The sequence below is a fragment of the Pseudomonas edaphica genome (assembly GCF_965277385.1).
Lineage (GTDB): Bacteria > Pseudomonadota > Gammaproteobacteria > Pseudomonadales > Pseudomonadaceae > Aquipseudomonas > Aquipseudomonas edaphica.
The window spans coordinates 1,222,245-1,244,154 of the sequence record NZ_OZ255725.1; the positions used below are offsets into that span (position 1 = coordinate 1,222,245).

17 protein-coding genes, 4 tRNA genes and 1 pseudogene are annotated in these 21,910 nt (G+C 59.5%); 12 read left to right on the top strand and 10 right to left on the bottom strand.

Going from position 1 to position 21,910, the window contains the following annotated elements; all coding sequences use genetic code 11:
• Positions 1-115 precede the first annotated feature (115 nt).
• From ACQY47_RS05270 to ACQY47_RS05295, 6 genes are all read left to right on the top strand, one after another.
• Positions 116-523: an ExbD/TolR family protein gene (locus tag ACQY47_RS05270; protein WP_017136403.1), complete on the top strand. Its 408-nt coding sequence runs from the start codon at positions 116-118 to the stop codon at positions 521-523.
• A gap of 2 nt (positions 524-525) precedes the next feature.
• The gene (locus tag ACQY47_RS05275) at positions 526-1,260 is read left to right on the top strand and encodes an energy transducer TonB family protein (RefSeq protein WP_069788770.1); all 735 of its coding nucleotides are present in this window, start codon (positions 526-528) and stop codon (positions 1,258-1,260) included.
• A gap of 23 nt (positions 1,261-1,283) precedes the next feature.
• Positions 1,284-3,569, top strand: coding sequence for a TonB-dependent receptor (locus ACQY47_RS05280; protein WP_236447087.1), 2,286 nt, complete (start codon positions 1,284-1,286; stop codon positions 3,567-3,569).
• Between the two features lie 25 nt (positions 3,570-3,594).
• On the top strand, positions 3,595-4,242 hold the full coding sequence (locus ACQY47_RS05285) for a MotA/TolQ/ExbB proton channel family protein (protein ID WP_017136406.1): 648 nt from the start codon (positions 3,595-3,597) through the stop codon (positions 4,240-4,242).
• 56 nt (positions 4,243-4,298) lie between these two features.
• Positions 4,299-5,516 carry a phospholipase D-like domain-containing protein gene (locus ACQY47_RS05290; RefSeq protein WP_428556314.1) on the top strand — a complete coding sequence of 406 codons (1,218 nt, stop codon included), beginning with the start codon at positions 4,299-4,301 and terminating at the stop codon, positions 5,514-5,516.
• Positions 5,517-5,786: 270 nt separating this feature from the next.
• A complete protein-coding gene (locus tag ACQY47_RS05295; protein WP_428556317.1) occupies positions 5,787-7,526 on the top strand; it encodes a dipeptidase in 1,740 nt (579 codons plus the stop codon).
• Between the two features lie 72 nt (positions 7,527-7,598).
• On the opposite strand, the gene ACQY47_RS05300 is transcribed toward ACQY47_RS05295, so the two are convergent.
• The 3 genes from ACQY47_RS05300 to ACQY47_RS05310 all read right to left on the bottom strand — a co-directional run bounded on the left by ACQY47_RS05300 (position 7,599) and on the right by ACQY47_RS05310 (position 10,210).
• Positions 7,599-8,147, bottom strand: a complete 549-nt coding sequence (locus ACQY47_RS05300; protein WP_428556320.1) for a hypothetical protein — start codon at positions 8,145-8,147, stop codon at positions 7,599-7,601.
• A gap of 20 nt (positions 8,148-8,167) precedes the next feature.
• Entirely contained in the window at positions 8,168-8,422 is a 255-nt protein-coding gene (locus ACQY47_RS05305) for a hypothetical protein (RefSeq protein WP_017136409.1), read from the bottom strand.
• A 126-nt stretch (positions 8,423-8,548) separates the two neighbouring features.
• Positions 8,549-10,210: a M24 family metallopeptidase gene (locus tag ACQY47_RS05310; protein WP_428556323.1), complete on the bottom strand. Its 1,662-nt coding sequence runs from the start codon at positions 10,208-10,210 to the stop codon at positions 8,549-8,551.
• Between the two features lie 77 nt (positions 10,211-10,287).
• On the opposite strand from ACQY47_RS05310, the gene ACQY47_RS05315 reads away from it, so the two are divergent.
• Positions 10,288-11,769 carry a PLP-dependent aminotransferase family protein gene (locus ACQY47_RS05315; protein ID WP_428556326.1) on the top strand — a complete coding sequence of 494 codons (1,482 nt, stop codon included), beginning with the start codon at positions 10,288-10,290 and terminating at the stop codon, positions 11,767-11,769.
• 850 nt (positions 11,770-12,619) lie between these two features.
• Here the strand turns inward: ACQY47_RS05315 and ACQY47_RS05320 are convergent.
• The gene (locus ACQY47_RS05320; protein ID WP_017136288.1) at positions 12,620-12,871 is read right to left on the bottom strand and encodes a hypothetical protein; all 252 of its coding nucleotides are present in this window, start codon (positions 12,869-12,871) and stop codon (positions 12,620-12,622) included.
• Positions 12,872-12,926: 55 nt separating this feature from the next.
• Positions 12,927-14,030 carry a polyamine ABC transporter substrate-binding protein gene (locus tag ACQY47_RS05325; protein WP_428556329.1) on the bottom strand — a complete coding sequence of 368 codons (1,104 nt, stop codon included), beginning with the start codon at positions 14,028-14,030 and terminating at the stop codon, positions 12,927-12,929.
• A 138-nt stretch (positions 14,031-14,168) separates the two neighbouring features.
• On the opposite strand from ACQY47_RS05325, the gene ACQY47_RS05330 reads away from it, so the two are divergent.
• The gene (locus tag ACQY47_RS05330; protein WP_428556332.1) at positions 14,169-14,960 is read left to right on the top strand and encodes a response regulator transcription factor; all 792 of its coding nucleotides are present in this window, start codon (positions 14,169-14,171) and stop codon (positions 14,958-14,960) included.
• Positions 14,961-15,078: 118 nt separating this feature from the next.
• A complete protein-coding gene (locus ACQY47_RS05335) occupies positions 15,079-17,301 on the top strand; it encodes a hypothetical protein (RefSeq protein ID WP_428556335.1) in 2,223 nt (740 codons plus the stop codon).
• Here ACQY47_RS05335 and gltS read toward each other — a convergent pair.
• Positions 17,258-18,469: a sodium/glutamate symporter gene (gene gltS, locus ACQY47_RS05340; RefSeq protein ID WP_236462472.1), complete on the bottom strand. Its 1,212-nt coding sequence runs from the start codon at positions 18,467-18,469 to the stop codon at positions 17,258-17,260. The genes ACQY47_RS05335 and gltS overlap by 44 nt on opposite strands.
• Positions 18,470-18,562: 93 nt before the next feature.
• On the opposite strand from gltS, the pseudogene ACQY47_RS05345 reads away from it, so the two are divergent.
• A pseudogene (locus ACQY47_RS05345) lies at positions 18,563-18,784 on the top strand (hypothetical protein); the annotation flags it as partial.
• 68 nt (positions 18,785-18,852) lie between these two features.
• On the opposite strand, the gene ACQY47_RS05350 reads toward ACQY47_RS05345, so the two are convergent.
• The 4 genes from ACQY47_RS05350 to ACQY47_RS05365 form a co-directional block, all read right to left on the bottom strand.
• Positions 18,853-18,928 (bottom strand) — tRNA-Gly (locus ACQY47_RS05350).
• 4 nt (positions 18,929-18,932) lie between these two features.
• Positions 18,933-19,008, bottom strand: a tRNA-Glu gene (locus ACQY47_RS05355).
• Between the two features lie 105 nt (positions 19,009-19,113).
• Positions 19,114-19,189 (bottom strand) — tRNA-Gly (locus tag ACQY47_RS05360).
• A gap of 3 nt (positions 19,190-19,192) precedes the next feature.
• Positions 19,193-19,268, bottom strand: a tRNA-Glu gene (locus tag ACQY47_RS05365).
• 371 nt (positions 19,269-19,639) lie between these two features.
• Between ACQY47_RS05365 and ACQY47_RS05370 the strand changes: the two genes are divergently transcribed.
• Together ACQY47_RS05370 and ACQY47_RS05375 are read left to right on the top strand one after the other, a co-directional pair.
• A complete protein-coding gene (locus tag ACQY47_RS05370) occupies positions 19,640-20,410 on the top strand; it encodes a hypothetical protein (RefSeq protein WP_017136282.1) in 771 nt (256 codons plus the stop codon).
• Between the two features lie 672 nt (positions 20,411-21,082).
• Positions 21,083-21,895: an alpha/beta fold hydrolase gene (locus ACQY47_RS05375; protein ID WP_428556339.1), complete on the top strand. Its 813-nt coding sequence runs from the start codon at positions 21,083-21,085 to the stop codon at positions 21,893-21,895.
• The last annotated feature ends 15 nt before the right edge of the window (positions 21,896-21,910 follow it).

The following is a 21,910-nucleotide window of genomic DNA, read 5'->3' on the forward strand; positions in this document are numbered from 1 at the left end:
AGGTAAAAACTCTGAAAGACACGTCCTAGAGCCGTCAAAACGTCAATTAAAGTTAACCATTCGGTCATTTTTGGTTGTTAGCGTGTCGCCCCTAATTCAACGACGGGGTAACAGAATGAGAACCTGGGATGAACCCAAGAAACGCAAGGCACATATCGAGTTGATCCCCATGATCGACGTGATGATGTTCCTCCTGGTGTTTTTCGTACTGGTGAGTTTGAACGTGATCCCCGCACTCGGCATGAAGACCCAACTGCCCAGCGCCAGCAGCTCGCAGCAACTCAAGCCGCAGAATAAATTCATCCTGACCCTGGGCCTGGAAGGCCAGTTGCAACTCGACGGCAAGGCCCTCACGGTCGATGCGTTGGTGCCGGCACTGAAGGCTGCAGAAAAGCCTGATACCAAGTCGACCATCATCGTCAACAGCGACAAAGGCGTAGAGGTTTCGCGCCTGGTGGAAGTCATGGACACCCTGCGCCTGGGTGGCTTTACCTCCGTGTCCATTGCCACGCGTAAGTCTTGATCATGTATGTACTGTTTCGTGCGCGTCAGCTGCTGGGCAGTGTCCCGGCCCTGATCGCCCTGGTGCTGATTGCACTGGGTATCCAGTCCCAACCGTTGAAAATCCAGCCGCAGTACGACGAGTCGGCGGTCGAGCTGGCCCTGGTCGAACCCGAGCCCGAAGTGGTTCCCGAGCCTGTGGTCGAGCAAGAGCCGCCACCGCCGGTGATCGAGGACGAAGAAGCCGAACCGGCCCCGCCGCCACCACCGCCCAAACCCTTGCCAAAACCTGAACCCAAGCCCAAGCCGGTGCCCAAACCCAAGCCCGTGGTGGCTGCCAAACCGACTCCCACGCCAGCGCCAGTCGCACCCGTCGCGGCCAAGCCGGTACAGGCCGCCGTTGCGCCGACACCTGCGCCGCCCGCGCCACCGGCACCGCCCAAAGTGGATGGCCAGGCCCTGGAAGGCGGTTACCTCAAGGGGCTGCGCAACGAGCTGGACACGTACAAGCAATACCCCACCGGGCGCCAGGCGTCCCTCGAGCGCCCCAGTGGCGAGGTGGTGGTGTGGTTGATGGTGGATCGACAAGGCCGCGTCCTTGATGCCGGGATCCAGACCCCGGCGCCGAGCATGCTGCTCAATCGGGCCGCTACCAATAGCCTGCGCCGCATCAAGCAGGTCAAGCCGTTCCCCGAACAAGCCTTCGGTGGACGTAACGAGCAACGCTTCACCGCCACCTTCAACTACAGCGTGCAATAAGCACCGACACCAGGACGACAGTGATGAGGTTCACACGTATTCATCTGGCACTTGTTGCCGCGACGAGCATGACCCATGGAGTGGTCATGGCTGATACCAGTGACAGTGACGTCGGCACGATCGGAGTTCAGGGAGGCAAGGCAACCGCGGGGGGCGGTTACATGGTCCAGGAAGAGAGCGCCAAGGGCCGCTCGACCATCACCAAGGAAGCGTTGGACAAACAAACCGCCACCGGCAACGCCATCGACAAGCTCAAATACACGCCGGGCCTGAACATCTCCAGTGAGGACAACACCGGTCTGTCGGGCTTTCGCTTCACCATGCGCGGCATGAACTCCGACCAGGTCGGTATGTCGGTGGATGGCATGCCGATCAACGACTCCGGCAACTACGCGCTGTACTCCAACCTGCTCGGCGATCCGGAAAACATCGACCAGATCTTCGTCACCCAGGGCTCGTCGGAAGCCGACGGCCCGCACATCGGTTCCAGTGGCGGCAACATCGGTATCGTGACGATTCGCCCGACCAAGGAAACCGGTGCGTTCGTTAAACAAGTGGTGGGCAGCAACGCCACCCGCAAGACCTTCGCGCGCCTGAACACCGGCGAAGTCAACGGCCTCTCCAACTGGCTGTCGGCGTCCCACACCGAAGGCCAGATGTGGCGCGGCTCGGGCGCGGTGCGTGCGGACAAGGTGGAGTGGAACAGCTTTTTCGACGCCGGCAACGGCAACACCGCCAACCTGATCCTCAAGTACCACGAGCAGGACAACAACAGTTACAGCCAATTGACCAAGGCGCAGTTCCAGCAGTTCGGCCGCCAGTATGACCCGTACCCGGCCAAGCCGGCGCTGGGCTCCAACGGCAAGATCAGCAGCTATTACGACCTGGCACAGAACCCGTTCCAGACCTTCACCGCCGTGCTCAACACCCAGTACAAGCTGAGCGACAACCTGTCGCTCTCGGTGATCCCGTATTACTACTACGGCAACGGCAGCGGCGTGGGCTCCTCCGCCTATGCGCTCAACAGCGGTTCCAACAAAGGCGGCGTATTCGACCTCGGCAACCTGCCGACGCAGGCCCAATACAACGCCGACGGCTCCGCGACGACGGGCGTCTACTACCGCCCTTCGCGCACCCAGACCTGGCGCCCGGGCATCACCACCAAGCTGAACTGGGACCTGGGCGACCACAGCCTGCAATTCGGCTACTGGTACGAGCGCGCCCGCCAAAGCCAGACCCAGCCGTTCATTGCCCTCAAGAACAGCGGCAAGCCCAGCGACACTTGGCCGGACGCCAGCTCCGTGGTCGACGCCAATGGCAACACCGTACAAGGCCGCGACCGCTACACCGTAACGCCAGCGCAAAAAGTCTGGGCTCAGGACACCTGGTACATCAACTCGGACTGGACCCTGATCGCGGGCCTTGCCTACATGAATGTCGAGCGTGAGGGCACCAACCACGGCAGCCTCACCGAGCAACCGGGCAAGGCCAACCAGACCTACAACAAGCTGCTGCCCAACGCCGGTCTGAAATACCAGCTCGACGAACGTGACCAGTTGTTCTACAGCCTCTCGCGCAACATGCGTATCCCGCAGAACTACGTGCTGTACGACAAAGGCGTGGGTTCCCTGGACTCCAAGCCGGAACTGAGCTGGAACCAGGAACTGGGCTGGCGCTACACCGGCGAAGACATGACCCTCGCCGCCACCCTGTTCTACATGCAGTTCAAGAACCGCCAGCTCACGTCCCTGGACAGCAACGGCGATTCGGCCGACATCAACGCCGGCACCGTGATCAACAAAGGCCTGGAACTGGAGTGGAGCGGCAAGCTGCCGCACAACTTCAATTACTACACCTCCTACACCTACACCAGCTCCAAGCAGCAGGACGACCTGACCGTCTTCAGCGCCGGCAAACCGATCGTACTGCCCACCAGCGGCAAGCAGTTCGCCAACGTGCCGGCCAACATGCTGGCGGCCAACATCGGCTATGACGACGGGCGCTTCTACGGCACCTTCGGCGGCAAATTCACCAGCAAGCTCTACGGTGACCTGACCAACGACGAAGCCATTTCGGCGCGCACCGTTTTCAACCTCGGCGCCGGTATCTACCTGCCCGTGGACAAGAAAGTGGTCAAGGACGCCACCCTGCGCCTGAACGTCGACAACCTGTTTGACAAGAAGTACCTGGACGGCGTGTACACCACCAAGACCAACGCGGCGAGCTACAGCGGTTTCCGCGATGGCGACCCGGCTTACATCGTCGGCCTGGACCGTACCGTCACGGTTTCCCTGGAAGCGAATTTCTGATTAATCACCTGAGAGGAACACACTCATGGACATGGACCTGCTGCACCAAATCACCTTCTATGTGATGTACGCCGCGATGGCGATTGCGATCTTCATCACCATCGAACGGGGCATCTACTTCGCTTACGTGCGCCGCCAGGCCCGCGCCCTGACCGACGTGCTGGGCGCCAACGTGCACAGCGAGCGCGACTTGCCAGAAAGCCTCACCCGCCGCGACAGCCTGCCCCTGAACATGGTGCTGCCGATCCTCGCGCAAAAGGCCTCCAACGGCTCGCGCAAAGACCTGGACGATGAAATCGAAACCCAGTACCTCAAGACCCGCGCACCGCTGTCGCGTAGCCTGTGGATCATCGAGACCATCACCACCGCCGCGCCATTGCTGGGCCTGCTGGGCACCATCCTCGGCATCATCGACACCTTCAAGGCGCTGGCCAGCGCCGGCGTGTCCGACCCGGGCCAGATCTCCGGTGGCATCGGCACGGCCTTGTTCGCCACCGGCCTGGGTATCGCCATCGCGCTGTTCTGCGTGGTGTTCCACAACTTCTTCCAGGACAGCCTGGAGCGCATCAACGACCAGCTGAAAATCCTGCTGATCCGTGCGGCCACCGGCGCCCGTGTACAGGGTGAAGTACCGCATCTGGTGCCAACGCCGTTGCACACCCGCACTGCATGACCTTCAGGGCGGGCGCATGATGCGCCCGCCTTTCTTTTTGCCCCGATGAGACGCCTATGTCCCTCTCGATAAAGTTGCGTATCGCAGGCCTGACCGGCCTTCTGTTGAGTCCGCTTGCCCAGGCGGACTTTTCAATTCCAGGGTTTGAACTGGTACACACCGTGCCGGTGGACACTGCGCTGGGGACTGCCGACTTGCGCCAGCCAGGGCCGGTGTGGATCGAGCTGTTTGACGGCGCAAAAAGCAGCATTGATATCGGCCAGTTCTACGCGGCCGACCATCCCGGTTCGGTGATGGACAAGGTGATCGAGCATCTGGAAGCTGCCGGCAAACGGGGTGTGAAGATTCGCTTTCTGCTGGAGGAAAAAGGTATTCGGCTGTCGGAGGCGTCTACGCTGGAACGCCTGCGCGCAATTCCTAACCTGACCTTTCGCGTGCTGGCCTATGGGCAGTTGAGCGGCGGGATCATCCACGCCAAATACATGGTGGTGGACGGCAAGCAGGCGTTTGTCGGCAGCCAGAATTTCGATTGGCGCTCGCTGGAGCATATCCATGAAACCGGGCTGCGCATCAGCGATGCCAGCGTAGTCAGCCAGGTGCAGGCGATCTTCAACCAGGACTGGCAGGCCCAGGCCGCCCTCGCAGACAAACAAGCTGTGCCGCTGCCTGCCGCAAGCCCGGAGCCTGCGCGCACCGGCAACTACCTGGTGGCCAGCCCGCAACGCTACAACCCGCCCGGCGTGGGCGACTCACAACTGGAACTGCCGCGCCTGCTAAGCGAGGCCAAGAAAGAAGTGCGCGTGCAATTGCTCGACTACGCACCGCTGTCCTACGGGCCGGATAGAACCCGCCCCTACTACGCAGTGATCGACAACGCCGTGCGCGCCGCCGCTGCACGTGGGGTGTCGGTCAAGCTGATGGTGTCCAACTGGAACACCGACAAGCTGGAACTGCCCTACCTCAAAAGCCTGGCCGTGCTGCCCAACGTCGAGGTCAAGATCGTCACCCTGCCCGAAGCCAAACAAGGGTTTATTCCGTATGCGCGGGTGATCCACAGCAAGACCATGGAGATCGACGGGCAAGTGGCCTGGGTAGGCACCAGCAATTGGTTGGGCGGGTATCTGGATAACTCGCGCAACCTGGAAGTGGTGATGCACGACGCGGCGATGGCCAAGCGCATCGGGCAGTTGCACGAGCAGTTGTGGGATGGCCCGTATGCCAAGGCATTGGACGTGACGGCACCGTATCCGGAGCCGCATCCGGGTAAGCCTTGAGCACCCATTTCAAACTTCACTGTAACCCCCTGTGGGAGCTGGCTTGCCTGCGATGGCGGACTGTCAGTCGACAACTTCATTGCTGATCCACCGCTATCGCAGGCAAGCCAGCTCCCACATTTGGTTGCTGGGTGACTCTAAAAATCGAGTAGGGCATTTCCTACACCAAGGCTCCCTATCCCGGCCTTGGTGATGGTAGTGTGTGGAAATGTTTCTGACAGATCGATCAGAAACCTCTTACTCACCGCCTGCAAAGGAATGCCTCTAACCATGCACTTTCCACTCAAGAAACTGGTGGCTGCCACCCTGTTCGCCGCCAGCTTTGCGGCCGTCGCCACGCCTGCGTCCGCCAATATCAGCGTCGAACAAAGCACAGCCATCATCAAGCACTTTGGTGAAACCCCAACCACCGATTTCCGTGGCTTCCTCGGCACCCTGGCCAAGGGCGACCTGGCAAAAACCGACGACGTCGGCCCGGCCATCGAAGCCTTCCTCGCCAACAACCCCCTGAGCGCCGACCAGCAGAACGAAATCAATCGCCTGCTGGGGATTTATACGCGCGTGAAGTACGGCAAGGCCGCCCTGGAAACCCTGCGCGAGCTGGTCGAGATCCCGACCTTCAACATCGACGGCCTGCCGCAGTACAAGAACCCGGAATTCCTCAAGATCGCCGACAAGATCCAGGGCCTGGCCAAAGCCTTCAACCTGAACTTTCGTAACGTCGACAACCGCGTGTATGAAATCTCCCTGGAAGGCAGCGGCGATGAAGTGGTCGGCATTCACGCCCACGCCGACGTGGTGCCAGTGACCCCGGAAAACTGGGTGCTCAAGGACGGCACCAGGCTCGACCCGTTCAAAGTCACCCTGATCGGCGACCGCATGTACGGCCGTGGCACCGAGGATGACAAGAACGGCATCGTGGTGACGATGTATGCGATGAAGGTCATCAAGGAAGAAAAGCTGCCACTGGCGCGCAACTTCAAGCTGCTGGTGGACACCACCGAGGAAACGTCCGGAGACGCCATTCCTTACTACTTCGAGCATAACCCGACGCCGCAATACAACCTGGCGCTGGATGGCGGCTACCCGGTGGTGATTGCCGAAAAAGGCTACGGCACTGTCATGGCAAGCTTCCCGGTGCGCAAAGGTGACGGCAAAGGCGCAGAAATCATCGCCATGACCGGCGGCGCGGCCACCAATCAGATTCCTTCGGTGTCGGTGGCCACTCTGCTCAGCGACAAGCCTGCGGAGCTGGCGGCCAACCTGCAAAAAGCCGGCGACGAATACGCCAAAAATAACGGCGCTGACTTCACCGTGGCGGCCAAGGTGGTGGGCAAAGAGGTCAAGCTGACGGTCACTGGTGTGTCCGCGCACTCGTCCGAGCCGGAAACCGGCGTGAACCCGGTCGCACGTATGCTGGAGCTGATCCACAGCGTGGACGGCAAGATCGCCCTCAAGCACAACCACATCACCGACGCCGCAAAATATGCCGCCGACAACTGGGGCCTGGATTACCTGGGCGGCAAGTTGGGCGTGGGCTTCTCCGATGCGTTCATGGGGCCGCTGACCACTTCGCTGACCTTTGTTGGCCAAGACGCCAAAGCCTTCAAACTGGCGGTGAACTTGCGCATTCCCAAGGGCAAGTCGCCGGAAAAACTCAAGGCCGAGATCGAAGAGAAAATCAGCGCCTGGGACAAACACACCAAAGTGGCCATGGACGTCACTTACTCGGTGGCAGAACCGATGTATCGCAACCCTGAAGGTGAGTGGGTCAAAGCGCTGTTGGCCGTGGCCAGCGAAAACCTCGGCATGGAGCACAAGTTCGGCACCTCAGCCGGCGCGACCTCCGTGCATGAGCTGCCCAATGGCGTGCAATTCGGCCTGGCAAAGCCGGACGTGAAGTACACCGGGCACACCGACGGTGAGTTCAAGACCGTCGAGCAGTTCCTGTTGGACCTGCAGATCGTCACGGAAATGATCGGCCGTGTGGGGCAACTGCCGAAGCTCTGATAAGCGCAGATAAAAACCACAACGCCGATCAACATTGATCGGCGTTGTGGTTAAACAGGTCTGGCTTGCGGCCTAAAACATATCCATCGCATTGCACAGCTTGGCCTTCTCTACCGGCACGTTCTCCGGTTTCCCCGTCGGGTTCAGGCGCTGCAATGCAATCAGGCACTGGCCACCGTCCAGCAGGATCAGTTCGTAATCTTGCCCGGCCTTGGGGGTGAAGTGAAAGCTCTGCCTGCAGCTGTAGGAATTGCCGCCAGAAACATAGCCCTCACTCTGGAAGTTCATGGCAAAAGGCTTGTTCGCCGGCACCTTCAGTTCGCTACGCGCCGAGCCTTGCGCCTCCACCCGGCGGTCGCTCTCGGGCATGCCCAGGCTGCGGCCATTATTCTGACCTGCAAAGCCGGATTCGGACACGGCCATCACCCCGGCGCCAGACACACGCCAGTCGATGCAATCACGGCCCGGCACGCCGCGCGCCATGCCATTGGTGATCACACGCAAACGTGCGGTATCCCCGGATGTGGGTTCAACATAGGCCGTGTTGTAAGCACGGATATTGGAAATATTGCCGCAGCCACTCACGGCCACGGCCAGGCCTGCTATCAGAAACGCTCTCATGGAAATCCTTTTTTTGAGGCTTAACGGCAGTGATAAGGGCTTTCGCTGCGCAGTTCCTCGCCGGTCCGGGCATCGCGAATGATGACCGTCGCCCCCGGCGCATTGAGGCAGAACGCATTGCGTATGGGGTAAATGTTATGGCCCTCGGCGGTGAAGGTGCCGAGCCTGGTTAACGGGGCGCCGGAGGCGTCCTGAGCCGTCACGGTGTATTCACCCGACATGGTCAGGCAGCCGCTCAGTGACAGCAGCAAGGTGGCGCAGATTGCATATTTCACAGGTGATATCCCTATCGCACAGAAATAATTGCGGTGATTGGCAATGGCTGTATGAGCCGACTGCGCCCATATAGTTCAGGGAAACTCGGGAAACCTCCTACATAACACCTAGAGTGCCTCAGTCCTTCAAGCTTCAAGCATCAGGATATCTTCAAAGAACCCACCAACCGGCTCGGTGGGGTGGCAGAGCTGGATCTCCAGCACCCACACCATTTCACTCGGTGTGATCTCAAGCTCGGCCAATTCCGTGGTGCCGAACAATGCGTGGGGAAAATCCGCAATACGGTGGCCGGCCAGGTTGCGCGACAACCGCCAGCCCTTGGAAACGGCCCGTTCCTCGGCAAAGTCATAGAGTTCACAGCCGGTCATGCCACGCTTCCAGGCCTCGCGGGCTTCATCGAACACTTCATGCACGGCCTTGAAGCAATCGCGGTGCAGCGCTGACTCGCCGAAAACAAAGGTGTCGCCATAGTCGCCCTCGTAGCCATCCCACACCGGGCCGAGGTCGACCACCACGATATCGCTGGCACGCAGCGGGCGCAGTGGGTCAATGCCTTCTCTCGGTGGGCGAACCGTGTCGTCGCCAAAACGGATGTACGTCGGGTGCCAGGTGTGGGAGGCGCCCATGGCCTGCAACTGCTCGGCGGCCATGTCGAGGGCTTCCCCGGTGGTCATGCCGACCTTGAGCTGGCTGGCAATCGCTGCCAGGGCGCGGATGGTTTTTTCACGAGCGGCGAGCATGCCGTCCAGCGAATACCTCGGACCGACCTTTTCCCAGGTGTCATCCAGGGTCTTGAGCAGCGCGTCGGCGCTCGACTGGCCGCTGGGCACAAAGGCTTCGGCGATAAACCGATGGCTCGGTAAACCTGCTTCCAGGCACTCGGCACGCGTCTGGCTGATCATGCCGCCATTACCGCAGGCATACACCTGAGCGGCTTCCCAACGGTGCCCGTGGCCTAGCGCGACTTCCTGCACCTTGCCCTGCGAGGCCAATACTGGGTGCCAGTGGAAACGCGGGTGGTCGATGACCGCCTGGTCCAGGAATGCGCGGTCGTAAAAATCTGCTGCTTGCGCGCCGCCCCAGTAAAACGTCACCTCCACATCACGCTTCAAGGCGGTCAGCAAGATCGGCTTGATACCCGCATAGCCGGTGCCGGTGGCAAACAGGACGACCGGCGCAGCGTCATCGTCCTGCCAGGTGCAGGCACCAAAAGGCCCTTCCAGCGGCAACAGGTCGCCGGCCTCAAGGCTGCCCAGCAGGGTCTCGGAAAACAACCCGCCGCTCACCTGGCGAATCTGAAACACCAGCCGCCCATCGCCGTCGGCCGGCAAGTTGGCGATCGAGAAGCACCGCGAATCGCCATCGACCAGGCGGACCTTGAGGTACTGGCCTGCCCGCACGGCCAATGGCATATCCGGCATCACCACCAACTCGATGATGTCGGAGCTCAGTGCGCGCTTGCTCAGCACTGTCGACTCGACGACCAGCGCGGGCGTGTCCAGCGACCAGCCGGGAATTTCCAGGCGCATGTCGGCGCAGGCATGGCTTTGGCACAGCAGCATCTCATTGGCCGCCAGCGGGTAGCTCGGCGCGGGTGCGCCGGGGGCCAGTTGCTTGGCGCGGTATTCACCTTGGGTGACCACCACCTTGCACGACCCACAGGCACCGCGTCGGCACGAGAACGGTACTGACAAACCGCTGGCGAGCATCGCGTCCAGCAACAGCTCGTCACCGGCTTCAAAGGTTTTACCCGAGGGAGAGAGTTCGATTACATGGCGTGTGTTCATAAAGACCTCGGAGTAAGTGAGGCCTGATTGTTGCGCTAGACTAGGCCCATTAAAACCTCCAGTTTTGGATACTTCAGATGGTCCAGATGCGTAAGTGGCGCCCCTTGCTCAAACTTGATGACGGTTCAAGCCAAGCCTCCTATCGCAAGATTGCCGAAGGCCTCGTCGCCGCCATCCTCGAAGGGCGGCTGCCGCCCGGCACGCTGCTGCCGGGCACTCGGGAGATGGCGCACCTGCTCGACGTCAACCGCAAGACCGTGATCCTGGCCTACGAAGAGGCCATGACCAAAGGCTGGCTGATCAGCGAGCCGCGCCGTGGCACCTTCGTCAATGCGCAACTGGCGCCCAAGCCCGTGCCCAGTCGCTCGCAACCGTCTTTCGCCCCAGCGCTGGTGCCACAGGCGGTCGTGCCCTACTTCGCCCAGAACGCCCAGGTGATTGCCCTGGAGCACCGGCATGACGCGTTATTTTTCGATAACGGCGCGTGCGATCACCGCTTGTTGCCGCAAGCCGTGCTGCATCGTTACTACCGCAACGCCTTGCGCAGCAGCTTTACCACCAACACAGTGCGCTACGGCAGCGAAGGCACCGGCTATTACCTGCGCTGCGCGCTGGCCGACATGCTGCGCAACAATCGCGGGCTGATGATCAGCGCCGAGAATATCTGCCTGACGCCAGGCACCCAGGTGTCGCTGTACCTCACGGCCAGCCTGCTGATCCAGCCCGGTGACGTGGTGTTGGTGGAGCGCCTGAGTTACCCGCCGGCGTGGGAGATTTTCCGCAAACTCGGTGCGCGTTTGATCACGGTCGACATGGACGATGAAGGCTGCCGCACCGACCATATCGAGCAGCTCTGCCAAACGCATAAAGTGCGCATGATCTATCTCACCCCGCACCATCAATTCCCCACCACCGTAAGCCTGCATGCGGCACGTCGGCAACAGCTGCTGACCTTGGCGGCGCTGCATGATTTTTGCGTGATCGAAGAAGACTACGACCACGAGTATCACTTTAACGGGCGGCCCTATTTGCCGCTGGCCAGTGACAGCGCGCAACGCCATGTGATCTACATCGGCTCGCTCTCAAAGGCATTGGGATCGACGTTCCGGTGCAGCTATGTGGTGGCGCCCGCCAATGTGATTGAGGTGCTGCAAAAAAGCGCCGCACTGGTGGTGGGCGACACCGATGCCGTCGCGCAGAAAATGCTGGCGGACCTGATCAATGAGGGTGAATTGAAGAAGCACTTGCGCCGTGTTTCGAAAGAATACGCCGCGCGGCGGGAAGTGTTGCAGAGCTGTCTGCACGAGGCGTTCGGCGAGCGTATGCAGGTGCGTACGCCCGAGGGCGGGCTGGCGCTGTGGGTGCGTTTCCAGGATGAGACGAATGTTGACCGGTTAGTGGAGGATGCCCTGGGCCAGGGAGTTGTGGTGCGCAGTGCGCGTCAGTTTTCGCCTGAGGGCTTGGCGGAGAACGCGTTGCGCCTGGGGTTTGCTTCGCTCAATCGGGATGAGATCCGCCAGGGTACGTTGCGCTTGGCGCGGGCCATGAAGATGTGTTGAACACAGGCCGAACGCTCTGTGTGGGGGGGGGGGTTGTTGAGTACATATCCGTTGCTGCGGTAACGGCGGCTTATGGTTCCGCTCTTACAGCGGGTCACTTTTGCAAGGACCGGAATGCCGGCCCAGTCAAAAGTAACCAAAAGGTCCTCGCCCCAACACTCGGTGCCTCGCTATGGCTCGGCATGCCCGCAATCCGCCAGTGATTTGGGGGGCGATTTCAGATCAAGATCAAAAGCGCAGATCAAAAGACCGCTGACTTCGTCATCGAAAAGGATGTAAGGGCCAGAGCAACAGCAACAGCAGAGCCATACTCGGTCTAATGTGGGAGCTGGCTTGCCTGCGATGGCATCAACTCTGTGTACCTGACACACCGAGGTGTCTGCATCGCAGGCAAGCCAGCTCCCACAGAAAAGCAGTTCTTCAGTGTATTCAGAGAGTCGTTTGCTTTGGACTTGATCTGGCTTTTGCTTCAACCACTCAGGTCGGCTTTCAGGCCGCCGTGCTGTAGATCTTGATCTTGATCTGCTTTTGATCTGAGGCGCCCCGTTAACCACGATGGCCGAACGCAGGCTTGAATCCGTGGGTAACCCGGCAGGACGCCGGGTTAGCCGCGCTGGGCCAAGGATGGCCCATCGCGGCGGCCCACGGATTCAAGCCGGAGTGCGGGCATGCCGAGCCTAGGCGAGGCACCGAGTGGTGGGGCACAGACCTTTTGGTTACTTTTGGGGCGTTTGCCAAAAGTGACCCGCTGTAAGAGCGGAACCAATAGAAGCCGTTACCGCAGCAACGGATATACACCCAAAACCACCGCCCCTAAGACCGCCTCAAAAGACCTGAAAAAGCACCACCCTCAAAGAGGAAGCATCAAACGAGACCGCTCTTGCACCCGCGCCAACTCAGGAAACTCCAGCAGCAGCGCCCGATTACCCCTGCCGATATGCTCCATGACCGCCCGCGTAACGTGTTCACGCACCATCCCGGTCGAGACGTAATACATGGCCCAGGCCTGCTCCGGCGTACAGTGACCGATCTGCTCCTCAATCTCCTTGTACGCCTGATAATCGTCCGATTTCACATCGCACGGGTCATCACGTCGGGCCATGATTTATCTCCCTCTCTGGGATCTCTGCGAAAGCACTCGGGCCTCACTCAGCCAGTCACGTACCGCTCTTCACCTTGGTCCACACACGTGTACGGATACGCTCCAGCTTCAAGGGCAACGGCTCAAGCGGCACCAGCGTGGCGATGGTGGCTTTGGACGGATAAATCCACGGGTTATCGCGCAACTTCTGCTCAACCAGCGCGGTGGCGTCCTTGTTGGCATTCGGGTACAGCGTGTGGTTGGAGCTCTTGGCAATCACATCGGGTTCAAGCATGTAATTGATAAACGCCATGCCGGCCTTTGCGTTCGGTGCATCTTTTAGCAACACAAAGTTTTCCGACCAGACCAACCCACCCTCGCCCGGCAAGCTATAGGCGATCTTGCGGCCAGTGTGGTTTTTCTCATTGATGGCCTGGGCCGTCAGCGCCCCGCTCGCCCAACCCACGACCACGCAGATATTGCCATCGGCAAAGTCGGCGTCGGTTCTGGAGGAGTCGAAGTAGAGAACATAAGGGCGGATTTTCAGCAGCAGCGCCTGGGCCTTCTGGTAATCCTCAGGGTTCTGGCTGTTGCTCGGCAGGCCGAGGTAATGCAAGGCGATGGAGATGATTTCACTCGGCGAGTCGAGCATCGCCACGCCGCAGGACTTGAGCTTGCTGATGTTTTCTTCTTTGAAGATCAAGTCCCAGCTGTCCACCGGGGCGTTATCACCCAGTGCCGCCTTGACCTTATCCACGTCATAACCAATGCCGGTGGTGCCCCACAGGTACGGAATCGCGTATTGGTTGCCCGGATCGTTAGTGGCGAGCAAGGCCAGCATTTCCGGGTCGATATGCGCATAGTTGCTCAGTTGGCTGCGATCCAGCGGGGCCAGCACACCCGCCTGGATCAGGCTTGGCAACACGTTGGAGGTGGCGACGACGACGTCATACCCCGTGCGCCCGGCCATGGCCTTGCTTTGCATGACCTCGGCACTGTCGAAGGTATCGATGTGCATCTTGGTGCCGGTTTTTTGCTCGAATTCCTTCGGCGTTTCTGGCGCGATCAACCCGAACCAGTTGTACAGGTTAACCCGGGGTTCTGCCGCCGCTGCGGGCGTGCTGGCCCCGACACAGACAAGCGAGGCTAAAAAAATGGCTCGCAAATGTGATTTATTCATATAACTATCCTTGTCAAAAACGACAGGCCTTCATGGCCATCAACGCTGGTGGGTGAATATACCCGGCGTCGTCGAATAGTAAATACCTACAAATACTTAGCTCATTCGCCTGAATCCCTAACCCTAAAGGGGTAGTCCATGTCACTCGACCTTCACAACCTCGCCTGGCACCGGTCGGCCGGCAAGCTGATCATGGAGCTGAACCGCCCAGCCTTCTGGAGCTCACTGGTTCGCGTGTTGAATGAGTATGTGCAGATCGACAATTGGGTGGTCCTGGTATTCAGCGACCAGCAAGTCAATGTCGTCAGTGTGACCGAGGTAGCCGATGCCGACGAAGTCGACGCCCTGACGCAACTGTATGTAAAAGGCCTTTACCTGCTGGACCCGTTTTACATTGCCAACCGTGAAAACCCGCAGAGCGGTTTTTTCCATCTGTCAGACATTGCACCCGAGCACTTCCTGACCACCGAGTACTACCATCAGTATTTCGCCCGGTACGTGTCCGTCGATGAGGTGCAGTACAACGTCCAGCTCGACGCGGATCGAACCCTGTGCATTTCATTTGGCAGTAACACGCGCTACACCCCGGAACAGATCACCACACTGGATATCATCAAGCCGTGGGTCATGGCATTGATGCATCAACGCATGTGTTTTGAAGTCGATGAAGAAAAAAACCTCAGTGAGCCGCCGCCCTGGTCCGAAGCCATTGTGCAGTTGGGCACACAGATCACCACACGCGAGAAGGACGTGCTCAAGTTGCTGCTCAGTGGTTTTTCCAATAAAGAAATCGCCGGCAAACTGGCGCTGTCGACAGAAACCATCAAGGTGCACCGGCGCAATATCTACACCAAGCTCAACATCAAATCGCAGTCCGAACTCTTTTCGCGTTTTTTCATGCCTAAACAGGACGTTTACACGCTGAGTTAGGCGCGCGATCACTCGCCATCCTCAAGAAGCCCCCGGGCGGTAACCTAGCCGTTCGGTCAGTTACCGCGCATGCCCCCTTTGCTTACCCTTTCCCCTGGTTTCTATCGGAGGGGGCGTGATGTCCTTGATCAGCGATGTAGAACGCGCTTGCACACGCCTGGCCTCAGCAGGATGGCATGACCTGTTGCTGCACCACGGCCTGGACATCACCTCGACAAGCCTGCGTGAGGAACTCGCCAGGCCTGTGCAGATTGATCGCACCCAGCCAGGCTTTGAGGATTTTTCCGCTGATGCCACACGCGGCATAGAACCAGGGCACCCGGCCGACAGCCTGCTGTTTCATGCCTTCGCCTCGCCTCATGTGGTCACCGCGGTCAAGGGTAAAACGCTCTCGGCCTTCCCCACAGCCGCTGAAATCGAGCACGTCCTCAATTATGTCTACGGCGCCGCTCCCCCGACCCTGGAGGCTTTGCAGCAACTGGCCGGTGAGGCGCAACTGGCGATTGCAGTGTTCGCGTATGAATACCGGCCCTACGCCGAAACTGTGCACAGGCGCCAGGCGGACCTGTGTTTCTCGCGTACCGGGGTGGCCCGGGTCGGCACGGCGGACGCGCTGTATAACCCGCAGCAAAGAGGTTTTTTGCCCTTTGTCGAGGGCCAGCCGAACCAGATGCGGGTGATACCCGCGCGCTACGCCGCGTTCATCGCTGCCCGGCACACCGGCCAACCGGCGCGGTTTGGCCCAATGGATGCTCAATCTATCGATGAAGATCTGGAGTTCTGGGTGCCCCTGCACAAAGTGTTCGATGGCAACGAGTGCCTGGCCGGAATGGACCTGACTGTGCAGCTGGAAAACCACCAGATCAATGAAAAAATCGGACAGATCCATAGGCGATTTCGCGATACCGGCTGGCAAGAGCCTGACATTCTCAACGCGCCTTTCGTCATTACCGAGGGCTTGTCCCATTGGGCGAATACCGATGAGTTCGCGCCGGGGCTGTTGATGCCCGACGCCAAAGAAGCGCTGGTGGAACTGGCCTATTACCAAGACCGTCCGCTGTCGTTCATGATGCCCCCAAATACCGGCGGGTTGGTGCATGGGCGCCATCATCTACGCGACGACGGTTCGATCGAAGACCTCAATCAGCGACAGGATGTCGACGCCATCGTCAAGGCGGGCGGCTACCGAGCCCTGCACTATCAGGATGCCATGGCCGACGGCTGGGTACGGGCCCACTGCCCTGCGCTGGAACTGGCGAGCATCGCCGCCTACTCCATCATCGGTGCGCCGGATTTTTTTCCGTTATGTGGGCAACGAGAGCTCAAGCAATGGTCCAGCGACCCGGCGGTTTTCCCTTGCCCTGCGCCGCCCTGCCCAGAGGTTTGGCATACACGGGTCAACCCACTGTCTGACGTGCGCTTTTTCATCAATCAAGCCCTTGCCGGTGGTTACTTCGCCCCTGAAGACCGTGGCGTCACCGCCATCGTCTCCCACCCACAGTCCTCCACAACACCCGACTTGGCCCTGCCTGTGCAGCGGCGTGCTCAACGACAATCCTGGCTGCCGGATTTCGCCAGCGGGGTCTTTGGGCCGGGCTGGGAAGTGGGCCGGGGCCTGGTAGACGCTCCGTTTACGAACATGCTGTGCGGTTATCAGTTAGCCAGCCCGTTTACTGAGGATGCACGCATCTGTGCGGCACTCGGCTCGTACTGGCCGGGGGTGGCACCTGACTCCACCCGCAGCTTTGAACCGCGCAATGTTTCGGCCACGGTCATTCCGCTGACAGACAGCGAAATCGGCCTGGGCGACAGCCCGGCCTGGGATGGCCGCGCCGGTCCCACCTTGATTGAGTCGCAGGGGCGCATGCTGGTGCAGTACCGTGCTTATGAGTACAGCGACTACACGCAGGCCGCATTGGATGGCCAACTGTCACTGGCCATCACCGGGCAGACCAGCACCGCGCAGTACCACCAGAGGGTGCTGGGGATGCGTCGTGCTTATGAGGCAGTAGGCGCCGGATCAGACAAAGAACAACGAAAACGCTGGCCTCTGCTGGCGTTTTTTCAGGTGCAATTACCGGATCAAGCGTTCGAAGTTGCGCAGCAAGAGGCCGGCTTGCAACTCTCGGGTGAGGTGCATTTTTACACGCTGTACAAACATGGCGCGATAATCACCCCCACGCATGACTTCAAGCTTCGCCACGTGCAAATAGAGCAAGTCATCGACCTGTACATGAGCCACGACGCCGTACTGATCCGTCAGGACGGCGCCGCTTGGCGACCATTCGAAGGTACCCTCAACCCGCCGCCCCCAGAAACGGCAACGCCAGGTACAGTTTGATCACCACCGCATTGGTAATGTCGATAAAAAACGCCCCCACCATCGGCACCACCAGAAACGCAATCGGCGATGGCCCGAAGCGCTGCGTGACCGCCTGCATATTGGCAATGGCGGTCGGCGTGGCCCCCAAGCCAAAACCACAATGCCCCGCCGCCAGCACGGCCGCATCGTAGTTGCGGCCCATAACCCGGAACGTCACGAAGATCGCAAACAGGGCCATCAGCAACGCCTGGGCCGCCAACAGAATCACTATCGGCAAGGCCAATGCCGCCAGATCCCAGAGCTTGAGCGACATCAGCGCAATCGCCAGGAACAACGACAAGCTGACATTGCCCAGCAGCGACACTTCACGCTCAAACACCTGATGCCAGCCAAGCGCCGACAAGCCGTTGCGCAACACCACGCCCACAAACAGCACGCATACAAACGTCGGCAATTCGAAAGCCGTACCTTTAATAAAGCCATACAGGAAGGTGCCGACCTGCAAGCTGATCGCCAATAACGCCAGGGTCTCGATAAATGAAAACGAGGTGATCATGCGTTCCTGGTTGGGCTGCTCAAAGCCTTTGGGCTGGGGCGGTTGCGCCAGCTCAACGCCGGGCACCTGCACACGTTTGATCAGCAAGCGGGCAACGGGGCCACCTATCAGCCCACCCAATACCAAGCCAAACGTCGCCGAGGCAATCGCCAGTTCGGACGCCGAAGCCACGCCATATTTTTCGCTGAACACCGCGCCCCAGGCTGCGCCAGTGCCGTGCCCGCCGGACAAGGTGACGGAGCCTGCCAACAGCCCCATCAACGGGTCGAGCCCCAGCGCCTTGGCCAGGGCAATGCCCATGGCATTTTGCACCACCAGCAGGGCCGTCACGACCAGCAGGAAGATGCCGAGGATGCGCCCGCCTTTCTTCAGGCTGGCAAAGTCCGCATTCAGGCCGATGGTGGCAAAGAACGCCAGCATCAAGGGGGCCTGCAATGAGGCGTCGAATCGAACCTCGATATCCGTTAATGCGCGCAGCAACAGCAGCAGTGCAGCCACCAATAAGCCGCCGACCACCGGCTCCGGAATACTGTAGGCGCGTAAAAAGCCGATACGGGCGACCAGCCAACGCCCCAACAGCAGCACCAGAGAGGCGGCGACCAGGGTTGAGTAAAAATCGAGTTGAATCATCTGGGCAGTTCTCCGAAGTGAACACACACACTGGGCTGGCCAGAGTAGAGACAGCAGAACCAGTACACACCCACCCGCCATTAACTACAGACTATTCCCACGCACTTCACAACAAGGCCTACACATGTCGCGTGCAGCCGCTATCGCTGGGTGGTCGCCGGTTTGATTTTCGTCATCTACGCCATTGCGGCGGCCGACCGCGCCAACCTCGGTGTGGCGATGCCATTTATTCGCAAAGAATTCGACATGAGCAACGCCGAGGCAGGCGGCCTGATAAGCCTGTTCCTTCTCGCCTATGCCCTGGCGCAGATTCCTGACCCGGCTGATTAAAATCAGCACAAACAAAAACGCCGATCATTGCTGATCGGCGTTTTCGTTAAATATGGAGCGGGAAACGAGACTCGAACTCGCGACCCCGACCTTGGCAAGGTCGTGCTCTACCAACTGAGCTATTCCCGCAAAATGGCGTCCCCTAGGGGACTCGAACCCCTGTTACCGCCGTGAAAGGGCGGTGTCCTAGGCCACTAGACGAAGGGGACACACAACTGAAACACATGGTGTGTGTTTCAGTGCCCAGAGGTTAAATCCGAAGATTATGCCCTGGTTTCACTCAATGCCGCCCGAGGGCCACATTGCTTGTAAATTGGAGCGGGAAACGAGACTCGAACTCGCGACCCCGACCTTGGCAAGGTCGTGCTCTACCAACTGAGCTATTCCCGCATATGGCGTCCCCTAGGGGACTCGAACCCCTGTTACCGCCGTGAAAGGGCGGTGTCCTAGGCCACTAGACGAAGGGGACACACGTACAACATTCACTCCCTACCGCGTTTCGCTGTGTGCTTTACGCTGTAAGTGGCGCGCATTCTATGGATGGATTGAAAGGTCGTCAACCCCCAAGGATAAATTTATTTAAATCAATGACTTCGCCCTGCTTTCCGGGCCTTGGCGGGCATTCTGCCCGTCCGGGCTTTGACGCCTATATTCTGGCGCCCGACAAGGCGCTATAGTTCGCCCAAGCAAATGATGGCAATGTGCATCTATGCAGGGAGCCCGCCCGGCAACGCTTACCTATATAGAAGAAACTACCTGGGCAACTGGTCGAACAGTCCTATCCGCCGGATGGTCCAGTCACTACACTCCACAGCAAACCCTATAAAAGAGGTCACACCGGTGACACCACTCATGATCACCCTGCTGGTAATAGCCGGGATCGTAATACTGATCGCCATTGGCTACATGAACCACGTGGTGGAAAACAACAAACTGGAAAAAAAACGTACCGAGATCGAGCTCAATGATCGGCTGCGTCGGTGCGGTGAAATCACCGAGACTTTTCCTGGCCAATTGATGACCCCGGCGCTCAAGCTGCTGCTCACCCGCCTTGAGCTGAACGTCAACCAGCGTCTGTTGCACCTCAACAAGTCCAGTGCAGCACTCAAGGCGCGTATCACTGAGTTGAATGCGCTGATCGCCCAGGGCGAATCGATTCCGGTGACCAACCCGCCGGCGCCGATCCAGACCGAAGCCAAGGCCAAGGACGTGCGTTTCCTCCTTGAAGCCCTGCATGGTCAAGTGACCCGCGCGGCTCAGGATGGTTTTCTGCCGACCAACGAGGCCAAGCACTGGATCAAGGAAATTCGCCATATCCTGGTGCTGCTGCACATCGAGTTCTTCAACAACCTTGGCCAGCACGCCCTGCAACAAAACCAGCCCGGCCAGGCACGCCTGGCATTCGAGCGCGGTGTGCAGTACCTGCGTAAACAGCCGGAGCCGGTGCTCTATAGCGCGCAGTTGCAATTGCTTGAGAATCAATTGGCCCGTGCTAATTCGACGGTACTGACTAACAGCAAGCCGGCTGAAGATGAGGTCAATGAGTTGACTGAAGGGCTTAAAGTTGTGGATGCGGATGCGGAGTGGAAGAAGAAAGCTATCTACGATTGATCGTTGGGGGGCGCGCGCGGTGGATGGATGGGTTGGGTACATATCCGTTGCTGCGGTAACGGCTACTTAGGGTTCCGCCCTGACGGCGGCTCACTTTTGGAAAGACCGGAATGCCGGCCCAGCCAAAAGTAAGCAAAAAGTCTTCGCCCCACCACTCGGCACCTCGCTTAGGCTCGGTGTGCCAGAACGAAGGCTTGAATCCGTGGGCCGCCTCAGATCAAAAGCAAGATCAAAAGCAGAGCACGGCGGCCTAGTAGCCGACCTGAGTGGTTAGTTCAAAAGCGAAAGCGGATCCGCATACACCGAAGATCTGCTTTTCTGTGGGAGCTGGCTTGCCTGCGATGCAGACACCTTGGTGTATCAGGTACACAGAGTTGATGCCATCGCAGGCAAGCCAGCTCCCACAGTTGACCGAGTTTGGCTTTGCTGTTGCTGTCGCTGTTGCCGAGTGTTGGGGCGAAGACTTTTTGGTTGCTTTTGTCTGGGCCGCCATTCCGGTCTTTACAAAAGTGCCCCGCTGTCAGGGCGGACTCCTAAACCGCCGTTACCTAAATAACGGATATGCCCCCCAACGCAACACGCCACAACAAAGTGCCATCACTTTGCACCTATCCCCCCGCCCCCGACTAGCGTAAAAAAGTGCCCCTAACTCCATGAAGTCAGAGGCCTGCTATGCCTGTCGCCGTCATTGATGGACAACCGCTGCACTACGTCGACCAGGGCACCGGCCCGGTCGTTCTGCTGGGCTCAAGCTACCTGTGGGACCGCCACATGTGGGCGCCGCAAATCGAAGCGCTGTCGCAACAGTACCGCGTGATCGTCCCCGAACTCTGGGGCCATGGTGAATCCGGCCCGCTGCCGGCCCAAACCCAGTCCCTGGACGACCTGGCGCGCCAGACCCTGGCCCTGCTGGATCAGTTGGACATCCCACAGATCAATCTGGTGGGCTTGTCGGTCGGCGGCATGTGGGGCGCACGCCTGGCATTACTGGCCCCAGAGCGCATCAACAGCCTGGTGCTGATGGACACCTACCTGGGCGCCGAGCCCGAGGCCACGCGTCAGTATTATTTCTCGCTGTTCAAGATGATCGAAGACGCCGGTGCCATCCCTGAGCCGTTGCTGGATGTGATCGCACCGATCTTCTTCCGCCCGGGCATCGACCGCGAATCTGCGCTGTACCAGGATTTCCGCCAGTCACTGCAGGCCTTCTCCAAGGAGCGTTTGCTGGACAGCATCGTGCCATTGGGCCGTCAGATATTCAGCCGCGCCGATATCCTCGACCAACTGCACCGCCTGGACACCGACACCACCCTGATCATGTGCGGTGAGCAGGACAAGCCACGCCCACCCGCCGAATCCAGGGAAATGGCTGAGTTGATCGGTTGCAGCCTGACCCTGATTCCAGACGCCGGGCACATCTCCAGCCGCGAAAACCCGGACTTCGTCAACGAAGCCCTGCTGACCTTCCTCGCCAACAACGCCTGATCGTACGGCTCCGCC

Excerpts from the sequence above, each read along its gene's own strand:
- ACQY47_RS05270 (WP_017136403.1), top strand. The coding sequence starts at position 116 with ATGAGAACCTGGGATGAACCCAAGAAACGCAAGGCACATATCGAGTTG.
- ACQY47_RS05275 (WP_069788770.1), top strand. The coding sequence starts at position 526 with ATGTATGTACTGTTTCGTGCGCGTCAGCTGCTGGGCAGTGTCCCGGCC.
- ACQY47_RS05280 (WP_236447087.1), top strand. The coding sequence starts at position 1,284 with ATGAGGTTCACACGTATTCATCTGGCACTTGTTGCCGCGACGAGCATG.
- ACQY47_RS05285 (WP_017136406.1), top strand. The coding sequence starts at position 3,595 with ATGGACATGGACCTGCTGCACCAAATCACCTTCTATGTGATGTACGCC.
- ACQY47_RS05290 (WP_428556314.1), top strand. The coding sequence starts at position 4,299 with ATGTCCCTCTCGATAAAGTTGCGTATCGCAGGCCTGACCGGCCTTCTG.
- ACQY47_RS05295 (WP_428556317.1), top strand. The coding sequence starts at position 5,787 with ATGCACTTTCCACTCAAGAAACTGGTGGCTGCCACCCTGTTCGCCGCC.
- ACQY47_RS05300 (WP_428556320.1), bottom strand. The coding sequence starts at position 8,147 with ATGAGAGCGTTTCTGATAGCAGGCCTGGCCGTGGCCGTGAGTGGCTGC.
- ACQY47_RS05310 (WP_428556323.1), bottom strand. The coding sequence starts at position 10,210 with ATGAACACACGCCATGTAATCGAACTCTCTCCCTCGGGTAAAACCTTT.
- ACQY47_RS05315 (WP_428556326.1), top strand. The coding sequence starts at position 10,288 with ATGGTCCAGATGCGTAAGTGGCGCCCCTTGCTCAAACTTGATGACGGT.
- ACQY47_RS05320 (WP_017136288.1), bottom strand. The coding sequence starts at position 12,871 with ATGGCCCGACGTGATGACCCGTGCGATGTGAAATCGGACGATTATCAG.
- ACQY47_RS05325 (WP_428556329.1), bottom strand. The coding sequence starts at position 14,030 with ATGAATAAATCACATTTGCGAGCCATTTTTTTAGCCTCGCTTGTCTGT.
- ACQY47_RS05330 (WP_428556332.1), top strand. The coding sequence starts at position 14,169 with ATGTCACTCGACCTTCACAACCTCGCCTGGCACCGGTCGGCCGGCAAG.
- ACQY47_RS05335 (WP_428556335.1), top strand. The coding sequence starts at position 15,079 with ATGTCCTTGATCAGCGATGTAGAACGCGCTTGCACACGCCTGGCCTCA.
- gltS (WP_236462472.1), bottom strand. The coding sequence starts at position 18,469 with ATGATTCAACTCGATTTTTACTCAACCCTGGTCGCCGCCTCTCTGGTG.
- ACQY47_RS05375 (WP_428556339.1), top strand. The coding sequence starts at position 21,083 with ATGCCTGTCGCCGTCATTGATGGACAACCGCTGCACTACGTCGACCAG.